Here is a 19,632-nt window from a genome sequence, read left to right on the forward strand (position 1 = left end):
GAAGGCGTGCCGGAAAAGAACAAGGAGAGGCCATGGACAGGACCGCCGTGCAACGGGTCAAGTCCCGGCTCGATTTCGTGGAACTGGCCCAGCGCTATCTGGAACTGCGCCCGAATGGAGAACGCTGGAGCGGCCCCTGCCCGTTTCATCAGGAGACCAAGCCCTCGTTTCACGTCAATCCGGGCCAGGGATTCTACTATTGTTTCGGGTGCCAGGCTTCGGGGGACGTGATCGATTTTTACGCCCGGATCAACGGTCTGGACTTCAAGCAGGCATTGACCCAGCTGGCCAAGGAAACCGGGGTGGAGTTGGACTTCGGCCCGGTGAGCCCCCAGGAGCGCAAGGACCTGGAGGAGCGGGACACGGCCCTGCGGATGACCGCCCTGGCTGCGGAGCACTTCCGACGCAACCTGGATTCTCCGGCGGGCGCACCGGCTCGGGACTATCTGCTGCGGCGCGGCGTCAGCCCGGAAATGCTGGAAGCGTTTCAGGTCGGCTGGAGCCGGGCGGACTGGCACGGGCTGGAGGAATTTTTCCTGACCCAGAGCTTCACCCGGGACCAGGCCGTAGATTGCGGACTGCTGGTGCGCAACGACCGGGGCAAGGTCTATGACCGTTTTCGGGACCGGATCATGTTTCCGATCCACGACCTGACCGGCCGGATCATCGCCTTCGGCGGACGGGCCATTGACAGCGACGAACCGAAATATATCAACAGCAGTGAATCGCCGATCTACACCAAGGGCCAACATTTGTACGGGCTGCACCAGGCCCGAAAGACAATTGTCCGGGACAAGCGGGCTCTGTTGACCGAAGGCTACCTGGACGTCATCGCCCTGCACCAATTCGGCTTCAGCGGAGCCGTGGGCGTGCTGGGCACGGCACTGACTCCGGAGCAGGTCAAGCGCCTTGGCGGGTTTTGTTCTCGGGTGGATTTGCTTTTTGACGGCGATCAGGCCGGACAAAAGGCCGCGCTGCGAGCCGCGGAGATGTTCCTCGCTCAGGGACTGGCCTGCCATGTGGCCACCCTGCCCCAGGGCGAGGACGTGGACAGTCTTTTGCACGCCCAAGGCCCCGAGGCCCTGCGGGCCGTGTTGGACGCGGGACGCGACGGCCTGGACTTCTGCGTCCGGACCGTTTCCGGAACCTACGCTCCCAGGGAGATCATGGACTGGGTGCGCCGCTTTCTGGAAAACGTCGCGGCGGACGACCTGCGCGGGTTCTACCTGCCCCGGCTGGCCGCCGGACTGGGCATGTCCGAGGCCGAGTTGCGCCGAGGCCGCCCCGCGCGTCCGACGCAACCAGCATCCCAGGCCGCGTCCAATGTCGCTCAGTCTGGAGTAAACCGGCCCTCAACGAACCAGTCCGGCACGCCCCGGTTGACGACCCGTGATCGCCAACTGCTCGCCTTTGCCGTAAGCTGCCCGGAGTACCGCCCTGAGCTGGCGGCTTCCGGGCTGGACGCCGTGCTGGAGGATGCCTGGGCCAGGACGCTCTGGGACAAGTTGCGCGCCTTAGACGCTTCCGACGCTTTTGACGCTTCCAACGTCGCCCGCGAAGCCCACGCGAACGCATCCGGGTACGACTACTCCGTCCTGGAAGAGTCCGAGCGTCGACTTTGCTATCAGCTCCTGGCCGAAGCCCCCCAGCGGGACCAGGCCGAAAGAGCCGCGTTTTGGGCCGAAGTCCAGGAATTTATGACGAAAAATCAATTCAAGAAACGACAACAAGAGATGCTGCAAGCCTTGCGTGACGCCCAAGCCCGGGGCGACCAACAACGCGTGTCCGCGCTTCTTCAAGCTTATCAAGATCTCGCCATGGAGGCATAATGAGCAATATCAAGGAAATCCAACAGATCAAGACGCTGATCGCCGAAGGAACCAAGAAGGGGTTTCTGACCTTCGAAGAGCTGAACAAAGCCCTGCCCTCGGAGATCAGCAACCCGGAACAGATTGAAGAAGTCATTAATATTTTCGACCAGTTGGACATCACAATCATTGATGCCGGCAAAGTGACCAAGGGCATCCTGACGGAAGAAATCGATGATGCACCAGCCACGGAAACGACCGGGGTCCAGTTCGCGGAAGGCGAGGACGCCGAATACGCCCCTCGCGGCTCTGATCCGGTGCGCATGTACCTGCGGGAGATGGGCGCGGTCCCGCTGCTGGACCGGGAAGGCGAGGTGCATATCGCCAAGAAGATCGAGGTCGGCGAACTGGAAGTGCTCTACGCATTGGTGGAAGTCCCGGTGGTCATCGAGGAGTTGGTCAAGATCGGTGAAGACCTCAAGCAGGGCCGGATCAAGCTCAAGGACGTGGTCAAGACCATCGAGGAGGACGACCCGTCCGAGGACCAGATGAACCAGCGCCAACGGGTGTTGTTCCTGCTGGAGGAAATCCGGGGCATGTTCAAGAAGAAGCGCAAGGTTTACCAAAAGCTGGACCAGTGCGCCCGCTTGGATCGTCGGGTGCATGGGATGCAGATGGAAATCGTGGCCTTCAAGGAGGAAATCGTCGCCTCTTTGCGGGACATCAAACTGGAAAAGACCCTCATCGACCGGCTGATTGAGACCGTGGAGGATTTTGTCCGGCAGATGCACAACTGCCAGCGGGACATCTCCGCCTACATCCTGTCCGTGGGCAAGAATCAGAGCGAAATCAAGGACATCTTCGACCGGCTGGATAAGCGCGAAATCAGTCCCGTGGCCGCGGCCGACTCCCTGAACATGACCATGGACGAACTGTTTTCCTTCAAGGAGATGCTGGCCGGAAAAATGGAAATCCTGGAACGGCTGCGGGAACAGTGTCAGCATACCGTCCAGGACTTGGAAGAAGTGCTCTGGCGGGCCAAGCGCGGCAACATCGCGGCCCTGGCCGCCAAGCAGGAGCTGATCCGCTCCAACCTGCGCCTGGTGGTGAGCATCGCCAAGAAGTACACCAACCGCGGCCTCCAATTTCTGGACTTGATCCAGGAGGGCAACATCGGGCTGATGAAGGCCGTGGACAAGTTCGAGTACCAGCGTGGCTACAAGTTCTCCACCTACGCCACCTGGTGGATTCGTCAGGCCATCACCCGAGCCATCGCGGATCAGGCCCGGACCATCCGCATCCCGGTGCATATGATCGAGACCATCAACAAACTGATCCGCACCTCCCGCTACCTGGTCCAGGAGCTGGGCCGCGACCCTTCTCCCGAGGAAATCGCCGAGCGCATGGACTACCCCCTGGACAAGGTCAAGAAGGTGCTCAAAATCGCCAAGGAGCCCATTTCCCTGGAAACGCCCATCGGCGAGGAAGAGGACAGCAGTCTGGGCGACTTCATTGAGGACAAGAAGGCCCTGGCCCCGGCCGAGGAGGTGGTCAACGCCAAGCTCTCCGAGCAGATCGCGGAAATCCTGTCTGAGCTGACCCCGCGCGAAGAGCAGGTGCTGCGCAAACGCTTCGGAATCGGTGAGCCCTCGGACCACACCCTGGAAGAGGTGGGCAAGTTGTTCAACGTCACCCGGGAGCGCATCCGGCAGATTGAGGCCAAGGCCCTGCGCAAACTCCGCCACCCCGGCCGCAGCAACGTGCTGCGCTCATTTTATGATGGCTGATCAACGACAATCCGCCTCCAGGAGGCCCGTCATGACCTCGTCCTCCCCGATCCTCCACGCCGCCAGGGCCATGCTTGTCGCCCTGCTCTGCCTGCTTTGGACCGTATCCGTCTCGGCTTCCGAGGTTCAGGTTAAATGGGTTCCGGACGGGGATACCATTCACCTGCAGGACGGTAACCGGGTGCGTCTGTTGGGTATCGACGCCCCGGAGATGGGACGGGACGGCGGGCCGGATCAGTATTACGCCCGGGAGTCCCGGGACTATCTGCGCCGCCTGATCGATGGCCGATCGGTTCGCCTGGAAACCGATGGTCAGGAACCGGACCGATATGGCCGCCTCCTGGCCTATGTCTTTTTGCCGGACGGAAGGATGGCCAACGAGGTGCTCGTGGAGGAGGGACTGGCCTTTTTCTACCCGCACTCCCACCAGGACCGGGAGTTCCAACGGCGCATGCTCGAAGCCCAGAAACGGGCCATCATGGCCCGCAAGGGCTTCTGGCCGCGCATTCTTTCCCTACCCCAACCGCCGACAGGTTGGATGGGCAACCGCCGCAGCAAGCGCTTTCACCACCCGGAAAGTCACTACGCCGCGCGAATCAGCCCCAAAAACCGTGTAGCTTTGTTCTCCCTGGAACAGGCCTTTCTCGAAGGCTACGCCCCGGCCCGAACCAGCTCGCCCTGGCCGGACGCGGACTGAGGCAGGGATTCTCGGCATGAAGAGATCCATGCGCAAAATGTCGTTTTGCGCATGGATCTGATTTCTATTTGTCCAGTTCCGCGTTCAGATGCTTCTGGATCTCAGGAATCGTCTGGGCGGAGATGTTTTTGGGCACTTCGAGGAAGACGGCGCCGGCCACGGACTTGGTCATTTGATCGCGCAGCATTCCCAGAAACGCCGGTGCGGCGAAGACCCCGAGCTGCTCGAACCGGCGGTCGCCATACGCCTTTTCCAGCACGTCGGCCACGATCCGGGAGAAGATCAGGGCTTCCTGTTTTTTGGGATCAGAGGACGGCTCCAGCCCGTGACGACCCTGTCCTCCTCCGTCCAGGGACAACCCCGGACGGTCCCTGCTCATTTCCTGCTCCGGGAGACGGCTTTCCGGGTGCGTCAAGGTTTCCAACTCCTCAAGCTTTCCGCCCACCGGAGCATTGAAAATTCGGGCCTTGCTGCTGTCGGCGACAACGATCCAGCGTTTCTTCATCGTCTCCTCCTTCTGGTTGTCGGGGTGTGAAAACTCTTTGCGCCAAGCCGCCTCCCTGCTCATGCTGAACAGGCGCTCGGCGGAATCAGGGGAAGCTCCACCGTGACTCGCGTCCCCTGTTCTTCGTTGGTGCTGAACGTGATGCGTCCTCCGTGGATTCGGGCGATGAGCATGGCGCTGTAGGTTCCCAGGCCGGTGCCTCGCGGCTTGCCGGCGGTGACATAGCGGTCGAAAAAATGTTCCCGGATCTCCTCCGGAACCACGCCCATGTTGTGCGTCTCCAGGGTCCAGGCCGCATCCGCGCGCTGAACACGCAGGGCGACCGAGGTGCCCCGAGGGGCGGCCTCCACGGCGTTATTCAGCAAATTGAGCAACATGGAATGGACATGACGTTTTTCGGCGACCATTTCCAGGGACACGTGCCAATCCAACGGATCGTCCCCCAGCAAGAAAGCCGTCTTGACACCGCGTTGTTCGCGCAACGGACGGGTTTCTTCATCGAGCATCCGGATCATGGCCGTCAGGTTGAACCGTTCAGGCCGCAACACGTACCGTCCCTCTTCCATGTTAAACAAATCCATGGAGTTGGTCAGCATTTCCAGCATCCGCCGACCGGACTCGATAATGTGCTCCGAGTACGTGCGGACCAACTCCGGATCGTTCTCATCCATCATCAATTGCGCTACGCCGAGGATCCCGACCAAGGGCGTCCTGAGGTCATGGTGCACGATCCGCTCGACATCTTTGCGCAGGTTGGCCACCCGGTTCTGCTCCGTAACGTCCCGCTGCATGAAGACCAACTGATGAACTTCTTCGTTTTCGTTGACCACGGGCCAGGCCGCGACCTCCAGGAACATCGCCCGGCCCGAAACCCCGCTGAACTTCACCTGAACCGGTTGCGAGCCTCCGGTATCCCGGAAGGCTCCGATGGGGCATTCGTGTCCGTTTCCGCTCCACCTTCCGGCATGGAGAAGGACTTCCCGGATGTCGGCCCCGATCAGATCGGCCCGGCTCCTTTCGTAAAACACCTCAAAGGCCTCGTTCACGTCCAGAACGGATTGGGTCGATACTTCCACCAGGGCGATGGCTTCGGGAATGCCGCTCAGGATGGTCCGGCCGAGCATTTCGGACCGCCGCAACGCGGCGGTCCGCTCCTGGACTAGGTCTTCCAAATGGGATTGATATTTCTCCAAGGCCTGAATGTTCGCCGCCAAGGCTTGATCGCGACGGTGCAGGGCGGAAGCCAGGACGCCGATCTCATCGGACCGCCGCTCACCGGGATACTCCGGCGAAACGTCCCGGAATTCCGTCTCCACCCGCTCCGTCAACCGGGAAAGGTCCAGCAGGTAATGGCCGCTGATCCGCCAGACGAGATAAATGAAAAGCGGAACAAAGCCGATGAACAGCAGCACCCCGACGCCCAAAACGTACAACATGCCGGTTCGGATCGGCTGGCTGGAAAAGGCCACGTCGATCCTGCCGGTCACGGCCCCCTCCACGGCGATGGGCTCACTGAGCACCGCGCCGTTCATCGTACCGCGCTCCAGGAGGGCATGGCCGTTTTGGTCCAGAATCCGCGCTCCGATGATGCCCTCGTACTCCATTACCATGTCCAGCTGACGCTGGAGCCCAAGATAGTCCATGGACAGCAGGGAGGGTGCCAGGGCAACCGAGGCCAGGCGCATGTGGGAGCGGATGCTCGCTTCATGGCTGCGGGCCAGATAGGCGGTTCCGGTCCAGAAACCGATCCCCACGCCGACGGCGGTCATCACGGCCGCGATCAGGGCGATCCGGAGCGCAAGGCGCGTACGCAGGGAAAAATCGGAAAACCGAGGGATCATATCGGCGACGTTCAAACCTTCTCCAGAAGGTCGTTGAAAATATTGCGATGCAGGATTTCCGCGTCCCGGATAGCCGCTACCGCCGTGCGCAACGCCGGGTCCAGATCGTGCTCCAAAATCTCCGAATACAATTCCACGGCGCTCTGCTCCGCGGCGATGTCCAGCAGCACCAACTGGCGAGGCCCATTTCCGGTTCGGGGCGGCCAGACCGCCAGGGTGGGCGTGACGCCCCTGGCGATCAGGGCGTTGACCAAGGTTACGGCGTGATCGACCTCGTCGGCGATGATCTCCTGAAAAGTTTTGGAAAATATGGGATTGACCCAATGGGACAGCAGCCCGGCGTGGTTGGCGTACTGGATCACGGCGCCGTGTTCGTGCTGCAAGGCCATGACCATCAATTCCTCGGCCTGGCTCAGCCCGGAAGCCGTGCCGCGATCCTGGGCCGCTGCCTCGCCCCGGGACCAACGCAGAGCCGGGGCGGCCAAAATCAACCCCGCCGCGCCGATTCCGGCCCGGAGCAGCTGCCTACGGTTGCCAGCCATGCGCACTGAGTGGCAGGATGCGGAATCAGCACTGTTTCCGGCATTGGTTTGGATATCGGTCATGCGGAAATCCTCCATATGCGGATAATTGATCACATTCGAGCAAAGGGTGCAAGTCCGACCTTCCGTCGTTTGCACCCCAAGGGCGACAACGCAAAGGACAGCCGAACATGATTCTTCAAACGGGCCAACTTCATTGCTATGATGAACGAGGCAAGGCGTTGGATTGCGGTCAAACCTTGCAAGATGGCCGGTTCCGGCATGGGCTGGCCTGGCCGGAACCGCGGTTTGAGGCGGACGACCAAGTGGTCCTGGATCAACTGACCGGGCTGGTCTGGCCCCGCGACGCCAATCTCGGCGAGTTCCCGATGACCTGGGCCGAGGCCATGGATTTCGTGGTGGAAATGAACCGCGAACAGGCCCTGGGCTTCGCCGACTGGCGACTGCCCAACCGCCGCGAGCTGCGCAGCCTGGTAAGCTACCAGGCCAAGCGTCCGGCCCTGCCCCAAGAACATCCCTTTCGCGACGTCGTACTCGGCTGGTACTGGACCTCCACCTCCGCGGCCGTCAATCCGGCCTACGCCTGGTACGTGCACATGGAGGGCGCTCGGATGTTCTACGGCCGCAAAGACCAATATTACCTCACCTGGCCGGTGCGGGCAGGGAATCCCGCCTGTTTTTTCCGCACCGGGCAGAGCCGCTGCCATGACCAATACGGACGGGAGACGGACTGCGCGGGTTCCCTGCAGGACGGGGCGATCCGGTTCGGCACGGCTTGGCCGACGCCGCGCTTCTCGGCCCACGAGGAAACGGTTCGGGATGAACTGACCGGACTATATTGGCTCCCGCGAGCCGACCTGATCGGACGCCCCGTTGCCTGGGTCGAGGCCTTGGAAGCCGTGGAGCGTCTTCGGAAACAACGATTCGGCGGGCGGGACGACTGGCGATTGCCCAACATCAACGAGTTGGAGTCCCTGGTGGACTGCTCCACGCATGACCCGGCCCTGCCCGGCGATCACCCCTTCACTCATGCCGGAGAAGGCTACTGGTCCTCCACGACCAGCTTTTTTGAAACGGACTGGGCCTGGGTGCTCTATCTGCGCAAGGGCGCTCTGGGCGTCGGGTTCAAGACCAACCCGGACTTTCTGGTCTGGCCCGTGGCCGGAGCACCCGAAATGCCAGAACAATGAGCCGAAAACCCTAGAAACGAATGGTTGAGAAAATACGGGCCGACGGGTAATGTATTAAGTTTGACCATCGGTGAAGGACGGCCGCGGATCGAGTCCGCCTCTTTTTCGAACTTCCTTTTGGTCGCCAATCCTTTTTCATGCGACAACGCGAAATTCTTGCGAGCCCCCCTGGGGACGGCGGAGACAATATGACGACGACCGAGGACATGACCACCTCTTTGCGAACCATTCTGGAAAAATACGAAACGAGCCGGGACAACCTGATTCCCCTGCTCCAAGATATTCAGGAACATCTGAACTATCTGGCTCCGGAGGCCGTCGCCATGGTGGCCGAACACCTCGACCTTTCCGAAAACGACGTCTACGGCGTGGCCACGTTCTACGCCCAATTCCGGTTCCATCCGCCGGGACGCCACCGGATCAAGATCTGCCAAGGCACGGCCTGCCACGTGCGCGGCGGCGGCATGGTCCTGGACGCGATATCCCGGAAGATCGGCATCGTCCCCGGTGAAACCACTCCGGACGGGAACATCAGCCTGGAGCGAGTGGCCTGTTTCGGTTCCTGCGCCCTTCCGCCGGTAATGGTGGTTGACGATACGGTCTATGGTCGGATGACCCCCCGGAAATCGGAAAAATTGATTGAGGACCTGAAATGAGCTTCGCCGAAATCCAGCAACAAGCCCGCCGAAACTGGGAACGATTTCAAAGCGGCGAAACGCCTCGGGTGCTGGTGGGCGCGGCCACCTGCGGCCGGGCCGCCGGGGCCATGGACGTGATCCGGGCCTTTCGCGAAACCCAAGCCGCGGATCCGGCCTTGGCTTCCGTGGAGATTCAGGAAGTGGGCTGTCTGGGCATGTGCTACGCCGAACCCCTGGTGGAAATCCGCGGGCCGGCGGCAGACCGAGTGCTTTACGAAAACGTGACCCCGGCCATGGTTCCCGATCTGGTTCAGGAACATCTGCGCCAGGGCCGTCCGATTTCGAAAAACGCCCTTTGCCGGATGCCGGACGGACAACAAGGCAAGCTTCAGGACGAAATCCCATTGTTCACCGACCTGCCCATGATCCGCCATCAGCTCCGGGTGGTGGTCCGCAACTGCGGGTTCATCGATCCCTCGGATATCGACCATTATATCGCCCGGGGCGGGTATTCCGGTATTGCCCGGGCCATGGAAACGGGGCCGGACGCGGTCATCGAGGACGTCAAGCTTTCCGGCCTGCGCGGCCGGGGCGGGGCCGGCTTTCCCACGGGCCTGAAGTGGAGCTTCGCCCGCAAGGCCCAGGGGGACGTGAAGTACGTGATCTGCAACGCGGACGAAGGCGACCCCGGCGCGTTCATGGACCGCTCCGTGCTGGAAGGCGACCCGCACGCCGTGCTGGAAGGGCTGCTCATCGCCGGTTACGCCATCGGCGCGAACCAGGGCTACGTCTACTGCCGGGCCGAATACCCCTTGGCCCTGGAACGGTTGCGCACGGCCATCGACCAGATGCGGGACAAGGGCTTTTTGGGCGAGAACATTCTCGGTTCCGGCTTCGCCTTTGACGTGACCATCAAGATGGGCGCCGGGGCCTTTGTCTGCGGCGAAGAGACGTCCCTGATGCAAAGTATCGAGGGACGCCGAGGCATGCCCCGTTCCCGCCCGCCCTTCCCGGCCAACGCCGGATTGTTCGGCAAGCCCACGAACATCAACAACGTGGAGACCCTGGCCGCGGTTTCGGCGATCCTGGAAAAGGGCGGCGCGTGGTATGCCGCGATCGGCACGGAAAAGAGCAAAGGCACCAAGACCTTCTCCCTGGCTGGAAAAATCACCCGCACCGGGCTGATCGAGGTGCCCATGGGCATCAGCCTGCGCACCATCATTGAGGACATCGGGGGCGGGGTCCTGGACGGCAAAAAATTCAAGGCCGTGCAGACCGGAGGCCCCTCCGGAGGGTGCGTGTCCGCCAAACACTACGACCTGCCCGTGGACTACGAACACTTGGCCCAGGTGGGGTCGATCATGGGTTCCGGCGGGATGATCGTCATTGACGAGGAATCGTGCATGGTGGACGTGGCCAAGTATTTTCTGGGCTTCACCGAAAACGAGTCCTGCGGCAAGTGCGTACCCTGCCGCATGGGCACCCAGCATCTGCTGCGCCTGCTCACCGCGATCACCGAAGGCCGCGGCGCGGAGGACGACCTGGAAACGGTCCGCAAGATCGGCGACACCATGAAAAAGGCCTCCCTCTGCGGCCTGGGCCAGACCGCCCCCAATCCGGCTCTGACCACGCTCAACGCCTTCATGGACGAATACCTGGTCCACATCCGGGACCACAAATGCCCAGCCGGAGTCTGCAAGGCCCTGATCAGCTTTTCCATCGATCCCAAAGCCTGCACCGGCTGCATGGCCTGCGCCAAGGTCTGCCCCGTGGAGGCCGTCTCCGGAACCAAAAAGCAGCCCCACGCCATTGATCAGCAGATATGCATCCGCTGCGGCGCCTGCCGCAGTGCCTGCAAGTTCGGCGCGGTGCGGGTGGAGTAGTTGGACAACGTCCTTACCGAATCAATTTGAAGCGCATCCCTCCGGGAGGCCATGATCATGCTGATGGAATATTATCAGGAAGCCCTCAATCACGCCCAATATGAGATCATTGAGGATGACCTGCCCTACTACGGAGAAATCCCCCAACTCCCAGGCGTCTGGGCGTCGGGGAACAGCCTCGAGGAATGTCGTCGCAACCTGGCTTCCGCCCTGGATGATTGGCTCTTGATCAGTATAGCCAAAGGATTGCCCATTCCGGTGCTCAGTGGATGCTCGCTATCGTACCCGGAACGAGTGACCGCCTGATGGTTCGCCTGGCTCCAATTTCTCGTCGTGAATTCATCCGGAGAATGCTCGCACTTGGATTTGACGGCCCTTTCGCGGGTGGCAATCACGAATTTTTGATTCGTGATGAACGGAGGCTGATTCTTCCCAATCCGCATCAAGGAGAAATCAGTGTCGCCCTGTTGACGAGGCTGCTGCGTCAGGCAGGTGTAACTCGTGAACAATGGGAACGGGCGTGAGTTTTGGATTTGATGAAAATGCCATGCCGACCATGCAAGAGCCGAGGAAAATCAAAATGATTCACGCAGGCAAGGAGAATACGAGACTGTGATCAACCTGACCATTGACGGCAAGCCCGTGGCCGTGGAGCCCGGAGCCACCGTGCTGGATGCGGCGCGGCTGGCAGGGGTGGCCGTTCCGACCATCTGCGACCACAAGGACTTGAGCCCTTACGGGGCCTGTCGGATGTGCATCGTGGAAATCGAGGGCGTGCGCGGCTTCCCGACGTCCTGCACCACGCCGGCGGCCGAGGGCATGCAGGTACGGACATCGACCCCGGAGTTGATAACCCTGCGCAAACGGACCCTTGAGCTGATGCTCTCCGGGCACCCCAACAGTTGCCTGGTCTGTCCGCACCGGGAGGCCTGCGAGACCATGCGTCCCAAGGCCACCAAGGCCGGGAGAAGCACGCGCTGCGGGTTTTGCAGCAACAAGGAGGAATGCGACATCCGGACCATGGCCCTGGAAGCCGGGAGCCGCGATCTGAACCTGCCCACGCTCTACGCCGCGCACAACCTGGAACGCGACGACCCGTTCATGGACCGGGACTACAACCTGTGCATCCTCTGCGCCCGGTGCTGGCGGATCTGCGAAAAGATCCACGGCAAGCCGGCCATCAGCATCATCAACCGGGGCAAGGACGCCCGGGTGGGCACGGCCTTTCACAAAAGCCACGTCCATTCCGGCTGCACCTTCTGCGGGTCCTGCATCGACATCTGTCCCACGGGAACCCTCACGGACCGCTTCGCCCGCTGGTACGGCAAACCGGACGCCAAGACGCCCTCCGCCTGCCTGCTCTGCCCCGAAGGCTGTTCCCTCGTCGCCCAGACCCATTCCGGAAAGCTGGTGGCCGCGACCATGACCGCGTTCCAGCCCGAGGCCAGCCTGTGCGCTTTGGGCCGGTTCGGCTACGCCCAGATCGTCAACGCCCCGACCCGCCTGCTCCGACCGGCCATCCGGGAAAACGGGGACGCCTTCACCGTGGACTGGGACACCGCCCTGGATACCGCGGCCGACGGCTTGAAACGTCATACCGGTCGAGTCGGCGTCCTGATCAGCGCGGCTACGTCACGGGAGGAACAATACCTCTACGCCCGGCTCGCCGCCGGACTCGACGGCCGCTTCGCCGTGGTCCCGGCCCTGCCCGCCGGACGGGACGCGTCTCCGCCGAAGTGGCTGGCGGAGTGGCTGGCGGACATCCAGAGCGGCAAGATTTCGGCCCTGGTCCTGGGAGGGGATTTCCTGGACCGAGAACAGGCGGACGGCCTGGATTTTCTGGTGGTCGTCGACAGCCTGCCCGTCCGGGTCCAGGACAAGGCCAACGTCGTGCTGCCCGCGGCCCTGCTCGCGGAAAGCGCCGGAACCCTGCGCACCGCGGCCGGAGAGATCAAGCCTTTGGCCCGTGTCAGCCGGGCTCCGGGCCAGGCCAGGCCGGAATGGGAGATCGCCCGGGACATCGGTCTCCGGCTGGCCCTCCAGGGATTCCAGTTCACCACGCTGGACCAGGTCACGGCGCTGATCCAGGACGACGCCCCGCCCGCGCCGTTTCCGGGCAATCCTCGCCAGGATGTCTTCTCTTTGCCGGCCACGTACCGCGGCCACCTCTTGGCGGACATTGTCCCGGCCCTGACCGCCTTCGGCCTGCCGACCACGCACAGTCCGTCGCTGGACGACCAACCCACCGAAGGCTTCGAGCTGCTGGAAATCCGTGAATTGGTCCCGAACATGCATCTGCTCCGGATCCACGCCCCCCAGGTGGCTGCCCACGCCAAGCCCGGCCAGTTCGTGATCCTGATGGCCAGGGAAACCTCGGAACGCACGCCCTTCACCCTGGCGGACTGGGACGCGAAGGCCGGGAGCATCACCCTGATCATCGAGGAAGTGGGCCGGTCCAGCCGGGAACTGATCTCGTTGTCCCAAGGCGCGCGGCTGGCCCATGTCAGCGGTCCGCTGGGCCAAGCCTTTCCCATCGAGCACAAAGGCACGGTGGTGCTGGGCGGCGGATGCTACGGCATCGGGGCCATCCTGCCCCTGGCCCGGGCCCTGAAAGAAGCCGGGAACCGGGTGATCAGCGTCATCGAAGGCTCCAGCGCCTATTTGCTCTACTGGGAGGACGAGGTGCGCGCCGTGAGCGACGAACTGCGCATCGCCACCAAGGACGGCACACGAGGGACCTACGGAGGCGTGCAGGAGGTCTTCCAGAATATTCGGGAGCAGGAAAGGGCGCGAAACACGTCCATCGACATGATCGTCGCCGTGGGGTGCACCTTCATGATGCGCATGGTCTCCGAGCTGACCAAGCCCTGGGCCGTGCCCACCTTCGTGGCCCTGAACCCGATCATGGTCGACGGCACGGGCATGTGCGGGGCCTGCCGGGTCTCCATCCACGACGAAACCAAGTTCGCCTGCATCGACGGCCCGTTCTTCGACGCCCACGGGGTGGACTGGGACGAACTGGCCTGCCGCCGCGGCGCCTACGCCCGGGAAGAGGTTGAAGCCCTGCCCCAGACCGTGGACCTGAACGCCCTGATGTTTCCGGAAACCACCAAACAAGGGTGCGGGTGCGGACGATAAGTTGTCCCGCCCCACTTGAAATTGTCCTTTCTATTTGCTGTGAGTGAGCTGATGCACGCTGAACACGATATTGAGTCCCCCAGGGACAGCATTGATCCGAAGCGGGCCAAGCGCCCCAAAATTCCCCGCCAACCCATGCCCGAGCAGGACCCGCGACGGCGGCGGTTCAATTTCGAGGAGGTGCCTCGGGGCTATTCCAAGGAGACCGCCAGGCTGGAGGCGTCCCGGTGCTTGCAGTGCAAGAAGGCAGGCTGCATCAAAGGCTGCCCGGTGAACATCAACATTCCGGCCTTCATTGATCTGATCGCCAAGGGGCGTTTTGCCGAAGCCGCGGACAAGCTCAAGGAGCAAAACGCCCTGCCCGCGGTCTGCGGTCGGGTCTGCCCTCAGGAGAGCCAGTGCGAGGCCGGCTGCATCCTGGGCAAGAAAGGCGATCCCGTGGCCATCGGCCGGCTGGAACGCTTTGCCGCGGACTACGCCCGGAATCACGGCCATGAGCCGCCGGTCTGCGCCGCGACGTCCACCGGCAAGCGGGTGGCCGTGGTCGGGGCCGGTCCGGCGGGGATCACCGTGGCCGGAGACTTGATCCGCTGGGGGCACGAGGTGGTGCTGTTCGAGGCCCTGCATCTGGCCGGCGGGGTGTTGATGTACGGCATTCCTCAATTCCGCCTGCCCAAGGAAATCGTCCAGTACGAGATCAACACCCTGAAGAAGAGCGGCGTGGAAATCCGCACGGACATGGCCATCGGCATGACCCAGACCGTTGACCAGCTTCTGGAAAGCGGGTTCGACGCCGTGTTCGTGGGCACGGGGGCCGGGCTGCCCATGTTTCTGAACATTCCCGGCGAGAACGCCATCGGCGTGTTCTCGGCCAACGAATTTCTGACCCGGATCAACCTGATGAAGGCCTATGATTTCCCCAAGTACGCCACGGCCCCGATCCGACCCAAGCGGGCCGTCACCGTGGGCGGGGGCAACGTGGCCATGGATTCGGCCCGCACGGCCCTGCGTCTGGGCGCGGAATCGGTGATCGTCTATCGTCGCAGTCTTGAGGAAATGCCGGCCCGGGCCGAAGAGGTGCATCACGCCCAGGAGGAAGGCGTGGAGTTCCACTTGCTCACCGCGCCCAAACGGATCCTCACGGACGCTCGCAATCGGGTCACGGGCCTGGAATGCCTGCGCATGGAGCTGGGCGAGCCCGACGCCACCGGACGCCGCCGTCCCATGCCTGTGGAGGACAGCGAGTTCGTGGTGGCCGCGGACACGATCATCGTGGCCGTGGGCAACCAGCCCAACCCCCTGGTCCCCAGAACATCCTCGGGCATCGAGGTGGGCAGGCGCGGGACCATCGTGGCGGACCCGGAAACCATGGCCACCTCCAAGCCGGGCGTCTTCGCCGGCGGGGACATCGTCTCCGGCGCGGCCACAGTGATCAGCGCCATGGGGCAGGGCAAACAGGCGGCCCGGGCCATGCACAGTTACTTGACCGGTGAAGAGCCGCCCTGCGTATAATCGTAACGAACCATAGAACGACAAAGGAGACGCGTCGTGTCCGCGTATGAAGCCGTAATCGGCCTGGAGGTGCATGCCCAATTGCGCACCCGGACCAAAATTTTCTGCTCGTGTTCGACCCAGTTCGGTCGGGAGCCCAATTCCAATGTCTGCCCGGTCTGCTCGGGCATGCCCGGGGTGCTGCCGGTGCTCAACCGAAGGGCCGTGGAGTACGCGGCCAAGATGGGGCTTGCCGTGGATTGCACCGTCAACCCGCGCTCGGTGTTCGCCCGCAAGAACTATTTCTACCCGGACCTGCCCAAGGCGTATCAGATATCCCAATACGAACAGCCCCTGGCCGAACACGGTCGGTTGCGGATCACCGCCAACGGGACGGAAAAGACCATCGGCATCACCCGGATTCACATGGAAGAGGACGCCGGCAAGTCCATCCATTCCACCACGGAGAACAAAAGCTTCGTGGACCTGAACCGCACCGGGGTGCCGCTCATCGAGATCGTCAGTGAACCGGATCTGCGGAGCGCGGACGAGGCGGTGGCCTATCTCAAGGCCCTGCGCTCGATCCTTGTCTACCTGGAGATCTGCGACGGGAACATGGAAGAAGGCAGTTTCCGCTGCGACGCCAACGTGTCCATCCGGCCCAAGGGGGCTACAAAACTGGGCACCCGAGCCGAATTGAAGAACCTCAATTCCTTCCGCCACGTGCACAAGGCCATTGACTACGAGATTTCCCGCCAGGCCGTCCTGCTGGAGGACGGCGAGCGGGTGGTCCAGGAGACCCGGCTGTACGACGTGGACAAGGGGGTCACCGTGTCCATGCGCGGCAAGGAAGAGGCTCACGACTACCGGTATTTCCCGGACCCCGACCTGGTTCCGCTGCGGATCTCCCCGGAACTGCTGGCCGACCTGAAGCGCTCCATCCCGGAACTGCCCCAGGCCCGGGAAGCCCGGTTCATCGCCGAGTACGGCCTGCCCGATGCCGCGGCCCAGACCCTGACCGCGGAGAAAGACCTGGCGGACTACTTCGAAGCCGCGGTCCGGCTGTATCCGGAGCCGCAAAAGATCAGCAACTGGATACTCTCCGACCTGTTGCGGGAACTGAACCAAGCCAAGACTGCCGCGGCCGACTCGCCTTTGACCCCGACACACCTGGCCGAACTGCTGGGCATGATCGACTCCGGCCAGATCAGCACGCGCATCGCCAAACAGATCTTTCCGGACGTCTTCGCCTCCAAAGAGTCCCCGCGCGAGATCGTTGAGCGCAAAGGGCTGGCCCAGATTTCAGACACCGGCGCCCTGGAAGCCGTGGTGGATTCCATCCTGTCCGCCAACCCCAAGGAGGTCGAGGCCTTCAAAAACGGCAAGACCAAACTGATGGGCTTCTTCGTCGGCCAGGTCATGCGCCAGACCAAGGGCCAGGCCAATCCGGACCTGGTAAACAAGCTGATTTTGGAGAAGCTGCAATAACGCTCTTCCGACAAACACACCGATTCTCACGAGAACACAATGCACCCGCACATCCAATTCAAGCCCGAAGCCAATGAACTGCACCTGCTGGATCAGCGACTCCTGCCGCTGACCGAGGAGTGGTTCGTCTGCCGGAACATGGCCGACATTATTACCGCTCTCAAGGAAATGGTCATCCGCGGCGCTCCGGCCATCGGCGTGACCGCGGCTTACGGCTGCTGCATCGCGGCCGGCAACATCGACCCGACCTCCCCGTCATGGAGCGCGGACCTGGACGCCCAGCTGGGAGACCTGGCCCGGGCCAGGCCCACGGCGGTGAACCTGACCTGGGCCGTGGCCCTGATGCGCCAAACCTGGCAAGACCATCCGGACTTGGGACTGGAGGCCCTGCGTACGGCTTGGCTCATCCAGGCCGTGGAACTGCACCGTCGCGACGAGGCCGTGAACCGGGAAATGGGCCGACACGGCGCGGCCCTGCTCCGGGACGGCGACACGGTGATGACCCACTGCAACGCCGGGGCCCTGGCCACCGGGGCCTACGGCACGGCCCTGGGCGTGATTCGGGCAGCCGTGGAAGCCGGCAAGAACATCTCCGTGCTGGCCAACGAGACCCGGCCCTTTTTGCAAGGCGCCCGGCTGACCGCCTACGAGCTGGCCCAGGACGGCATCCCGGTGACCGTGTGCTGCGACAACGCCGTGGGCCTGCTGATGGCCAAGGGCATGGTCCAGGCCGTGGTCGTGGGCGCGGACCGGGTGGCGGCCAACGGTGACGCGGCCAACAAGATTGGGACGTACACCGTCGCGGTGCTGGCCCAACGGCACGGGGTTCCGTTTTATGTCGCGGTTCCGTTTTCAACCATCGACTTCGCCACGCCCACCGGCATGGACATTCCCATCGAAGAGCGCACGCCCCGTGAGGTGACCCATATCCAGGACCGCCGCATCACTCCCAAGGGCGTTCCGGTGCTCAATTTCGCCTTCGACGTCACCCCCGCCGAGCTGATCACCGGCTTGATCACGGAAAAAGGCGTGATCAAGCCCTCGGATCTGCATCGACACGCATCAACCTAAGGATTCCCAAACCCCATGAATCAAGAACTGCCCGTCGTGGCCCTGATCGGTCGGCCCAATGTCGGCAAATCATCTCTTTTCAATCGACTGTTACGCTCTTCCAAGGCCCTGACCCACGATATCCCCGGCGTGACCCGGGACAGGATATACGGAGAGGTGCTGCGCGGCGCGAAACCCTACGCCCTGGTGGACACCGGCGGCCTGGAGCCGGAATCCAACGAGAACATCAAGCAGGCCGTGCTGGGCCAGGCCCGGGAGGCCCTGCTGGAAGCGACTCTGGTGCTGATGGTCGTGGATGGCCGGGAAGGACCGAACGCCCTGGATGAACAGGTGGCCGGGCTGTTGCGCGCGGCCAACAAACCGGTGCTGTTGATCGTCAACAAGGTGGACGGCGCGGAGAAGGAAGACCTGTTCACCGCGGACTTTCACCGGTTCGGTTTCCCCCTTCTCGCCGTGTCCGCGGCCCATGGTTACGGCCTGAATCATCTCCGGGAGACGATCGTGGATCGGCTGCCGACCCCGATTGCCCCGGAAAGTGGGCCAGGGGACGCGCCAAAAGAAGCGCCCAAGGAAGCCTATGACGAGCAAGAGGAGCCAGACGATCAGGACGAGCCGACAGGGGATGAGGCAACAGAGGATGAGCAGGAGAAGGGCGATTCCAAGGTCGGCGGGTTGCGGCTGGCGTTGCTCGGCCGGCCCAACGTGGGCAAGTCCTCCCTGATCAACGCCCTGATCGGCTACCACCGGGTGATCGTCTCCAACGAAGCCGGAACGACCCGGGACAGCGTGGACGTGACCTGGCAGGCCGGGGACAAGACGTACACCCTGGTGGATACGGCCGGAGTGCGCAAGCGCACCCGCATCCAGGACAGCCTGGAACGCTTCAGCGTCCTCAAGTCTCTGCGCAGCAGCAAAAAAGCCCAGATCACCCTGCTGGTCCTGGACGCCGTGGAGGGCCTGACCGGGCAGGATAAGAAGCTGTTTTCTTTTTTGGACCGTGAAAAAACCCCATTGATCGCGGTGATCAACAAAATCGACCTGATCCCCCGCAATGCGCTGAACGCCCTGAAGAAACAGTTTAAGGATGAATTGTCCTTTGCCGGACACGTCCCCCTGGTTTTCACCTCCACCATGACCCGGGCAGGGCTCGGCGGCCTGCTGCCCCTGGCGGAACGAACCTGGGATCAGTGCCAGACCCGGATTTCCACGGGCCAGTTGAACCGCATCCTCGGCGACGCCACCCAAAAACACCAACCCGCCGTGGTCAATCGCCGACGGGCCAAATTCTTCTACGTCACCCAAAGCGACGTGGCCCCGCCGACATTCGTTTTTTTCGTCAATGACCCGGAATTGGTCAAACCGGCGTACTCCCGATACCTGGAAAACCAAATCCGCAAACGGTTCAACCTGAACCTGACTCCGCTGCAACTCTATTTCCGCTCCAGCCATGAACAGAATCGAAAGTAGTCAGGATACCCCATGTCGCTGATCAACGTGATTATCCCGGTCCTGATCGCGGCCGCCGCCTTCGGCCTGCTGCTGCGCAAAAAGGG

At 62.5% G+C, this 19,632-nt stretch carries 16 protein-coding genes; 13 read left to right on the forward strand and 3 right to left on the reverse strand.

Annotation, left to right across the window (positions count from 1 at the left end; translation table 11 throughout):
* The first annotated feature begins 32 nt into the window (after positions 1-32).
* The 3 genes from dnaG to DESLA_RS0111780 are packed head-to-tail and all read left to right on the forward strand — an operon-like array spanning position 33 to position 4,292.
* Positions 33-1,829: a DNA primase gene (dnaG, locus tag DESLA_RS0111770; protein ID WP_028572601.1), complete on the forward strand. Its 1,797-nt coding sequence runs from the start codon at positions 33-35 to the stop codon at positions 1,827-1,829.
* The gene (rpoD, locus tag DESLA_RS0111775; RefSeq protein ID WP_028572602.1) at positions 1,829-3,595 is read left to right on the forward strand and encodes an RNA polymerase sigma factor RpoD; all 1,767 of its coding nucleotides are present in this window, start codon (positions 1,829-1,831) and stop codon (positions 3,593-3,595) included. The genes dnaG and rpoD overlap by 1 nt, the downstream gene beginning before the upstream one ends.
* Positions 3,596-3,626: 31 nt before the next feature.
* On the forward strand, positions 3,627-4,292 hold the full coding sequence (locus tag DESLA_RS0111780) for a thermonuclease family protein (protein WP_028572603.1): 666 nt from the start codon (positions 3,627-3,629) through the stop codon (positions 4,290-4,292).
* Positions 4,293-4,356: 64 nt separating this feature from the next.
* Here DESLA_RS0111780 and DESLA_RS0111785 read toward each other — a convergent pair whose 3' ends face one another.
* The 3 genes from DESLA_RS0111785 to DESLA_RS0111795 are packed head-to-tail and all read right to left on the reverse strand — an operon-like array spanning position 4,357 to position 7,243.
* A complete protein-coding gene (locus DESLA_RS0111785; RefSeq protein ID WP_028572604.1) occupies positions 4,357-4,797 on the reverse strand; it encodes a host attachment protein in 441 nt (146 codons plus the stop codon).
* 59 nt (positions 4,798-4,856) lie between these two features.
* The gene (locus DESLA_RS21820; RefSeq protein ID WP_051434626.1) at positions 4,857-6,653 is read right to left on the reverse strand and encodes a sensor histidine kinase; all 1,797 of its coding nucleotides are present in this window, start codon (positions 6,651-6,653) and stop codon (positions 4,857-4,859) included.
* The gene (locus DESLA_RS0111795; RefSeq protein ID WP_169732624.1) at positions 6,650-7,243 is read right to left on the reverse strand and encodes a ferritin-like domain-containing protein; all 594 of its coding nucleotides are present in this window, start codon (positions 7,241-7,243) and stop codon (positions 6,650-6,652) included. Before DESLA_RS0111795 ends, DESLA_RS21820 begins: the two co-directional genes overlap by 4 nt.
* Before the next feature lie 107 nt (positions 7,244-7,350).
* On the opposite strand from DESLA_RS0111795, the gene DESLA_RS0111800 reads away from it, so the two are divergent.
* From DESLA_RS0111800 to der, 10 genes are all read left to right on the forward strand, one after another.
* A complete protein-coding gene (locus DESLA_RS0111800) occupies positions 7,351-8,370 on the forward strand; it encodes an Lcl C-terminal domain-containing protein (protein WP_028572606.1) in 1,020 nt (339 codons plus the stop codon).
* A 188-nt stretch (positions 8,371-8,558) separates the two neighbouring features.
* Entirely contained in the window at positions 8,559-9,026 is a 468-nt protein-coding gene (gene nuoE / locus DESLA_RS0111805; RefSeq protein WP_028572607.1) for an NADH-quinone oxidoreductase subunit NuoE, read from the forward strand.
* Positions 9,023-10,891 carry an NADH-quinone oxidoreductase subunit NuoF gene (nuoF, locus tag DESLA_RS0111810; RefSeq protein ID WP_028572608.1) on the forward strand — a complete coding sequence of 623 codons (1,869 nt, stop codon included), beginning with the start codon at positions 9,023-9,025 and terminating at the stop codon, positions 10,889-10,891. Before nuoE ends, nuoF begins: the two co-directional genes overlap by 4 nt.
* A 57-nt stretch (positions 10,892-10,948) precedes the next feature.
* The gene (locus DESLA_RS0111815) at positions 10,949-11,197 is read left to right on the forward strand and encodes a type II toxin-antitoxin system HicB family antitoxin (protein ID WP_028572609.1); all 249 of its coding nucleotides are present in this window, start codon (positions 10,949-10,951) and stop codon (positions 11,195-11,197) included.
* Complete coding sequence (locus DESLA_RS22460; protein ID WP_084032039.1) at positions 11,197-11,415, forward strand: type II toxin-antitoxin system HicA family toxin; 219 nt, start codon at positions 11,197-11,199, stop codon at positions 11,413-11,415. Before DESLA_RS0111815 ends, DESLA_RS22460 begins: the two co-directional genes overlap by 1 nt.
* Before the next feature lie 88 nt (positions 11,416-11,503).
* Entirely contained in the window at positions 11,504-14,029 is a 2,526-nt protein-coding gene (locus tag DESLA_RS21825; RefSeq protein WP_051434627.1) for a sulfide/dihydroorotate dehydrogenase-like FAD/NAD-binding protein, read from the forward strand.
* Positions 14,030-14,080: 51 nt separating this feature from the next.
* On the forward strand, positions 14,081-15,541 hold the full coding sequence (gltA, locus tag DESLA_RS0111830) for an NADPH-dependent glutamate synthase (RefSeq protein WP_051434628.1): 1,461 nt from the start codon (positions 14,081-14,083) through the stop codon (positions 15,539-15,541).
* A 36-nt stretch (positions 15,542-15,577) separates the two neighbouring features.
* A complete protein-coding gene (gatB, locus tag DESLA_RS0111835) occupies positions 15,578-17,008 on the forward strand; it encodes an Asp-tRNA(Asn)/Glu-tRNA(Gln) amidotransferase subunit GatB (RefSeq protein WP_028572611.1) in 1,431 nt (476 codons plus the stop codon).
* Between the two features lie 39 nt (positions 17,009-17,047).
* The gene (gene mtnA / locus DESLA_RS0111840; RefSeq protein ID WP_028572612.1) at positions 17,048-18,079 is read left to right on the forward strand and encodes an S-methyl-5-thioribose-1-phosphate isomerase; all 1,032 of its coding nucleotides are present in this window, start codon (positions 17,048-17,050) and stop codon (positions 18,077-18,079) included.
* A gap of 15 nt (positions 18,080-18,094) precedes the next feature.
* On the forward strand, positions 18,095-19,546 hold the full coding sequence (gene der, locus DESLA_RS0111845; protein ID WP_028572613.1) for a ribosome biogenesis GTPase Der: 1,452 nt from the start codon (positions 18,095-18,097) through the stop codon (positions 19,544-19,546).
* Positions 19,547-19,632 lie beyond the last annotated feature (86 nt).

The sequence above is a fragment of the Desulfonatronum lacustre DSM 10312 genome (assembly GCF_000519265.1).
Classification (GTDB): Bacteria; Desulfobacterota; Desulfovibrionia; order Desulfovibrionales; family Desulfonatronaceae; genus Desulfonatronum; species Desulfonatronum lacustre.

Bases quoted from the DNA above. Each gene is read 5' to 3' on its own strand.
- dnaG (WP_028572601.1), top strand. From the start codon at position 33: ATGGACAGGACCGCCGTGCAACGGGTCAAGTCCCGGCTCGATTTCGTG.
- rpoD (WP_028572602.1), top strand. From the start codon at position 1,829: ATGAGCAATATCAAGGAAATCCAACAGATCAAGACGCTGATCGCCGAA.
- DESLA_RS0111780 (WP_028572603.1), top strand. From the start codon at position 3,627: ATGACCTCGTCCTCCCCGATCCTCCACGCCGCCAGGGCCATGCTTGTC.
- DESLA_RS0111785 (WP_028572604.1), bottom strand. From the start codon at position 4,797: ATGAAGAAACGCTGGATCGTTGTCGCCGACAGCAGCAAGGCCCGAATT.
- DESLA_RS0111795 (WP_169732624.1), bottom strand. From the start codon at position 7,243: ATGACCGATATCCAAACCAATGCCGGAAACAGTGCTGATTCCGCATCC.
- DESLA_RS0111800 (WP_028572606.1), top strand. From the start codon at position 7,351: ATGATTCTTCAAACGGGCCAACTTCATTGCTATGATGAACGAGGCAAG.
- nuoE (WP_028572607.1), top strand. From the start codon at position 8,559: ATGACGACGACCGAGGACATGACCACCTCTTTGCGAACCATTCTGGAA.
- nuoF (WP_028572608.1), top strand. From the start codon at position 9,023: ATGAGCTTCGCCGAAATCCAGCAACAAGCCCGCCGAAACTGGGAACGA.
- DESLA_RS0111815 (WP_028572609.1), top strand. From the start codon at position 10,949: ATGCTGATGGAATATTATCAGGAAGCCCTCAATCACGCCCAATATGAG.
- DESLA_RS22460 (WP_084032039.1), top strand. From the start codon at position 11,197: ATGGTTCGCCTGGCTCCAATTTCTCGTCGTGAATTCATCCGGAGAATG.
- gltA (WP_051434628.1), top strand. From the start codon at position 14,081: ATGCACGCTGAACACGATATTGAGTCCCCCAGGGACAGCATTGATCCG.
- mtnA (WP_028572612.1), top strand. From the start codon at position 17,048: ATGCACCCGCACATCCAATTCAAGCCCGAAGCCAATGAACTGCACCTG.
- der (WP_028572613.1), top strand. From the start codon at position 18,095: ATGAATCAAGAACTGCCCGTCGTGGCCCTGATCGGTCGGCCCAATGTC.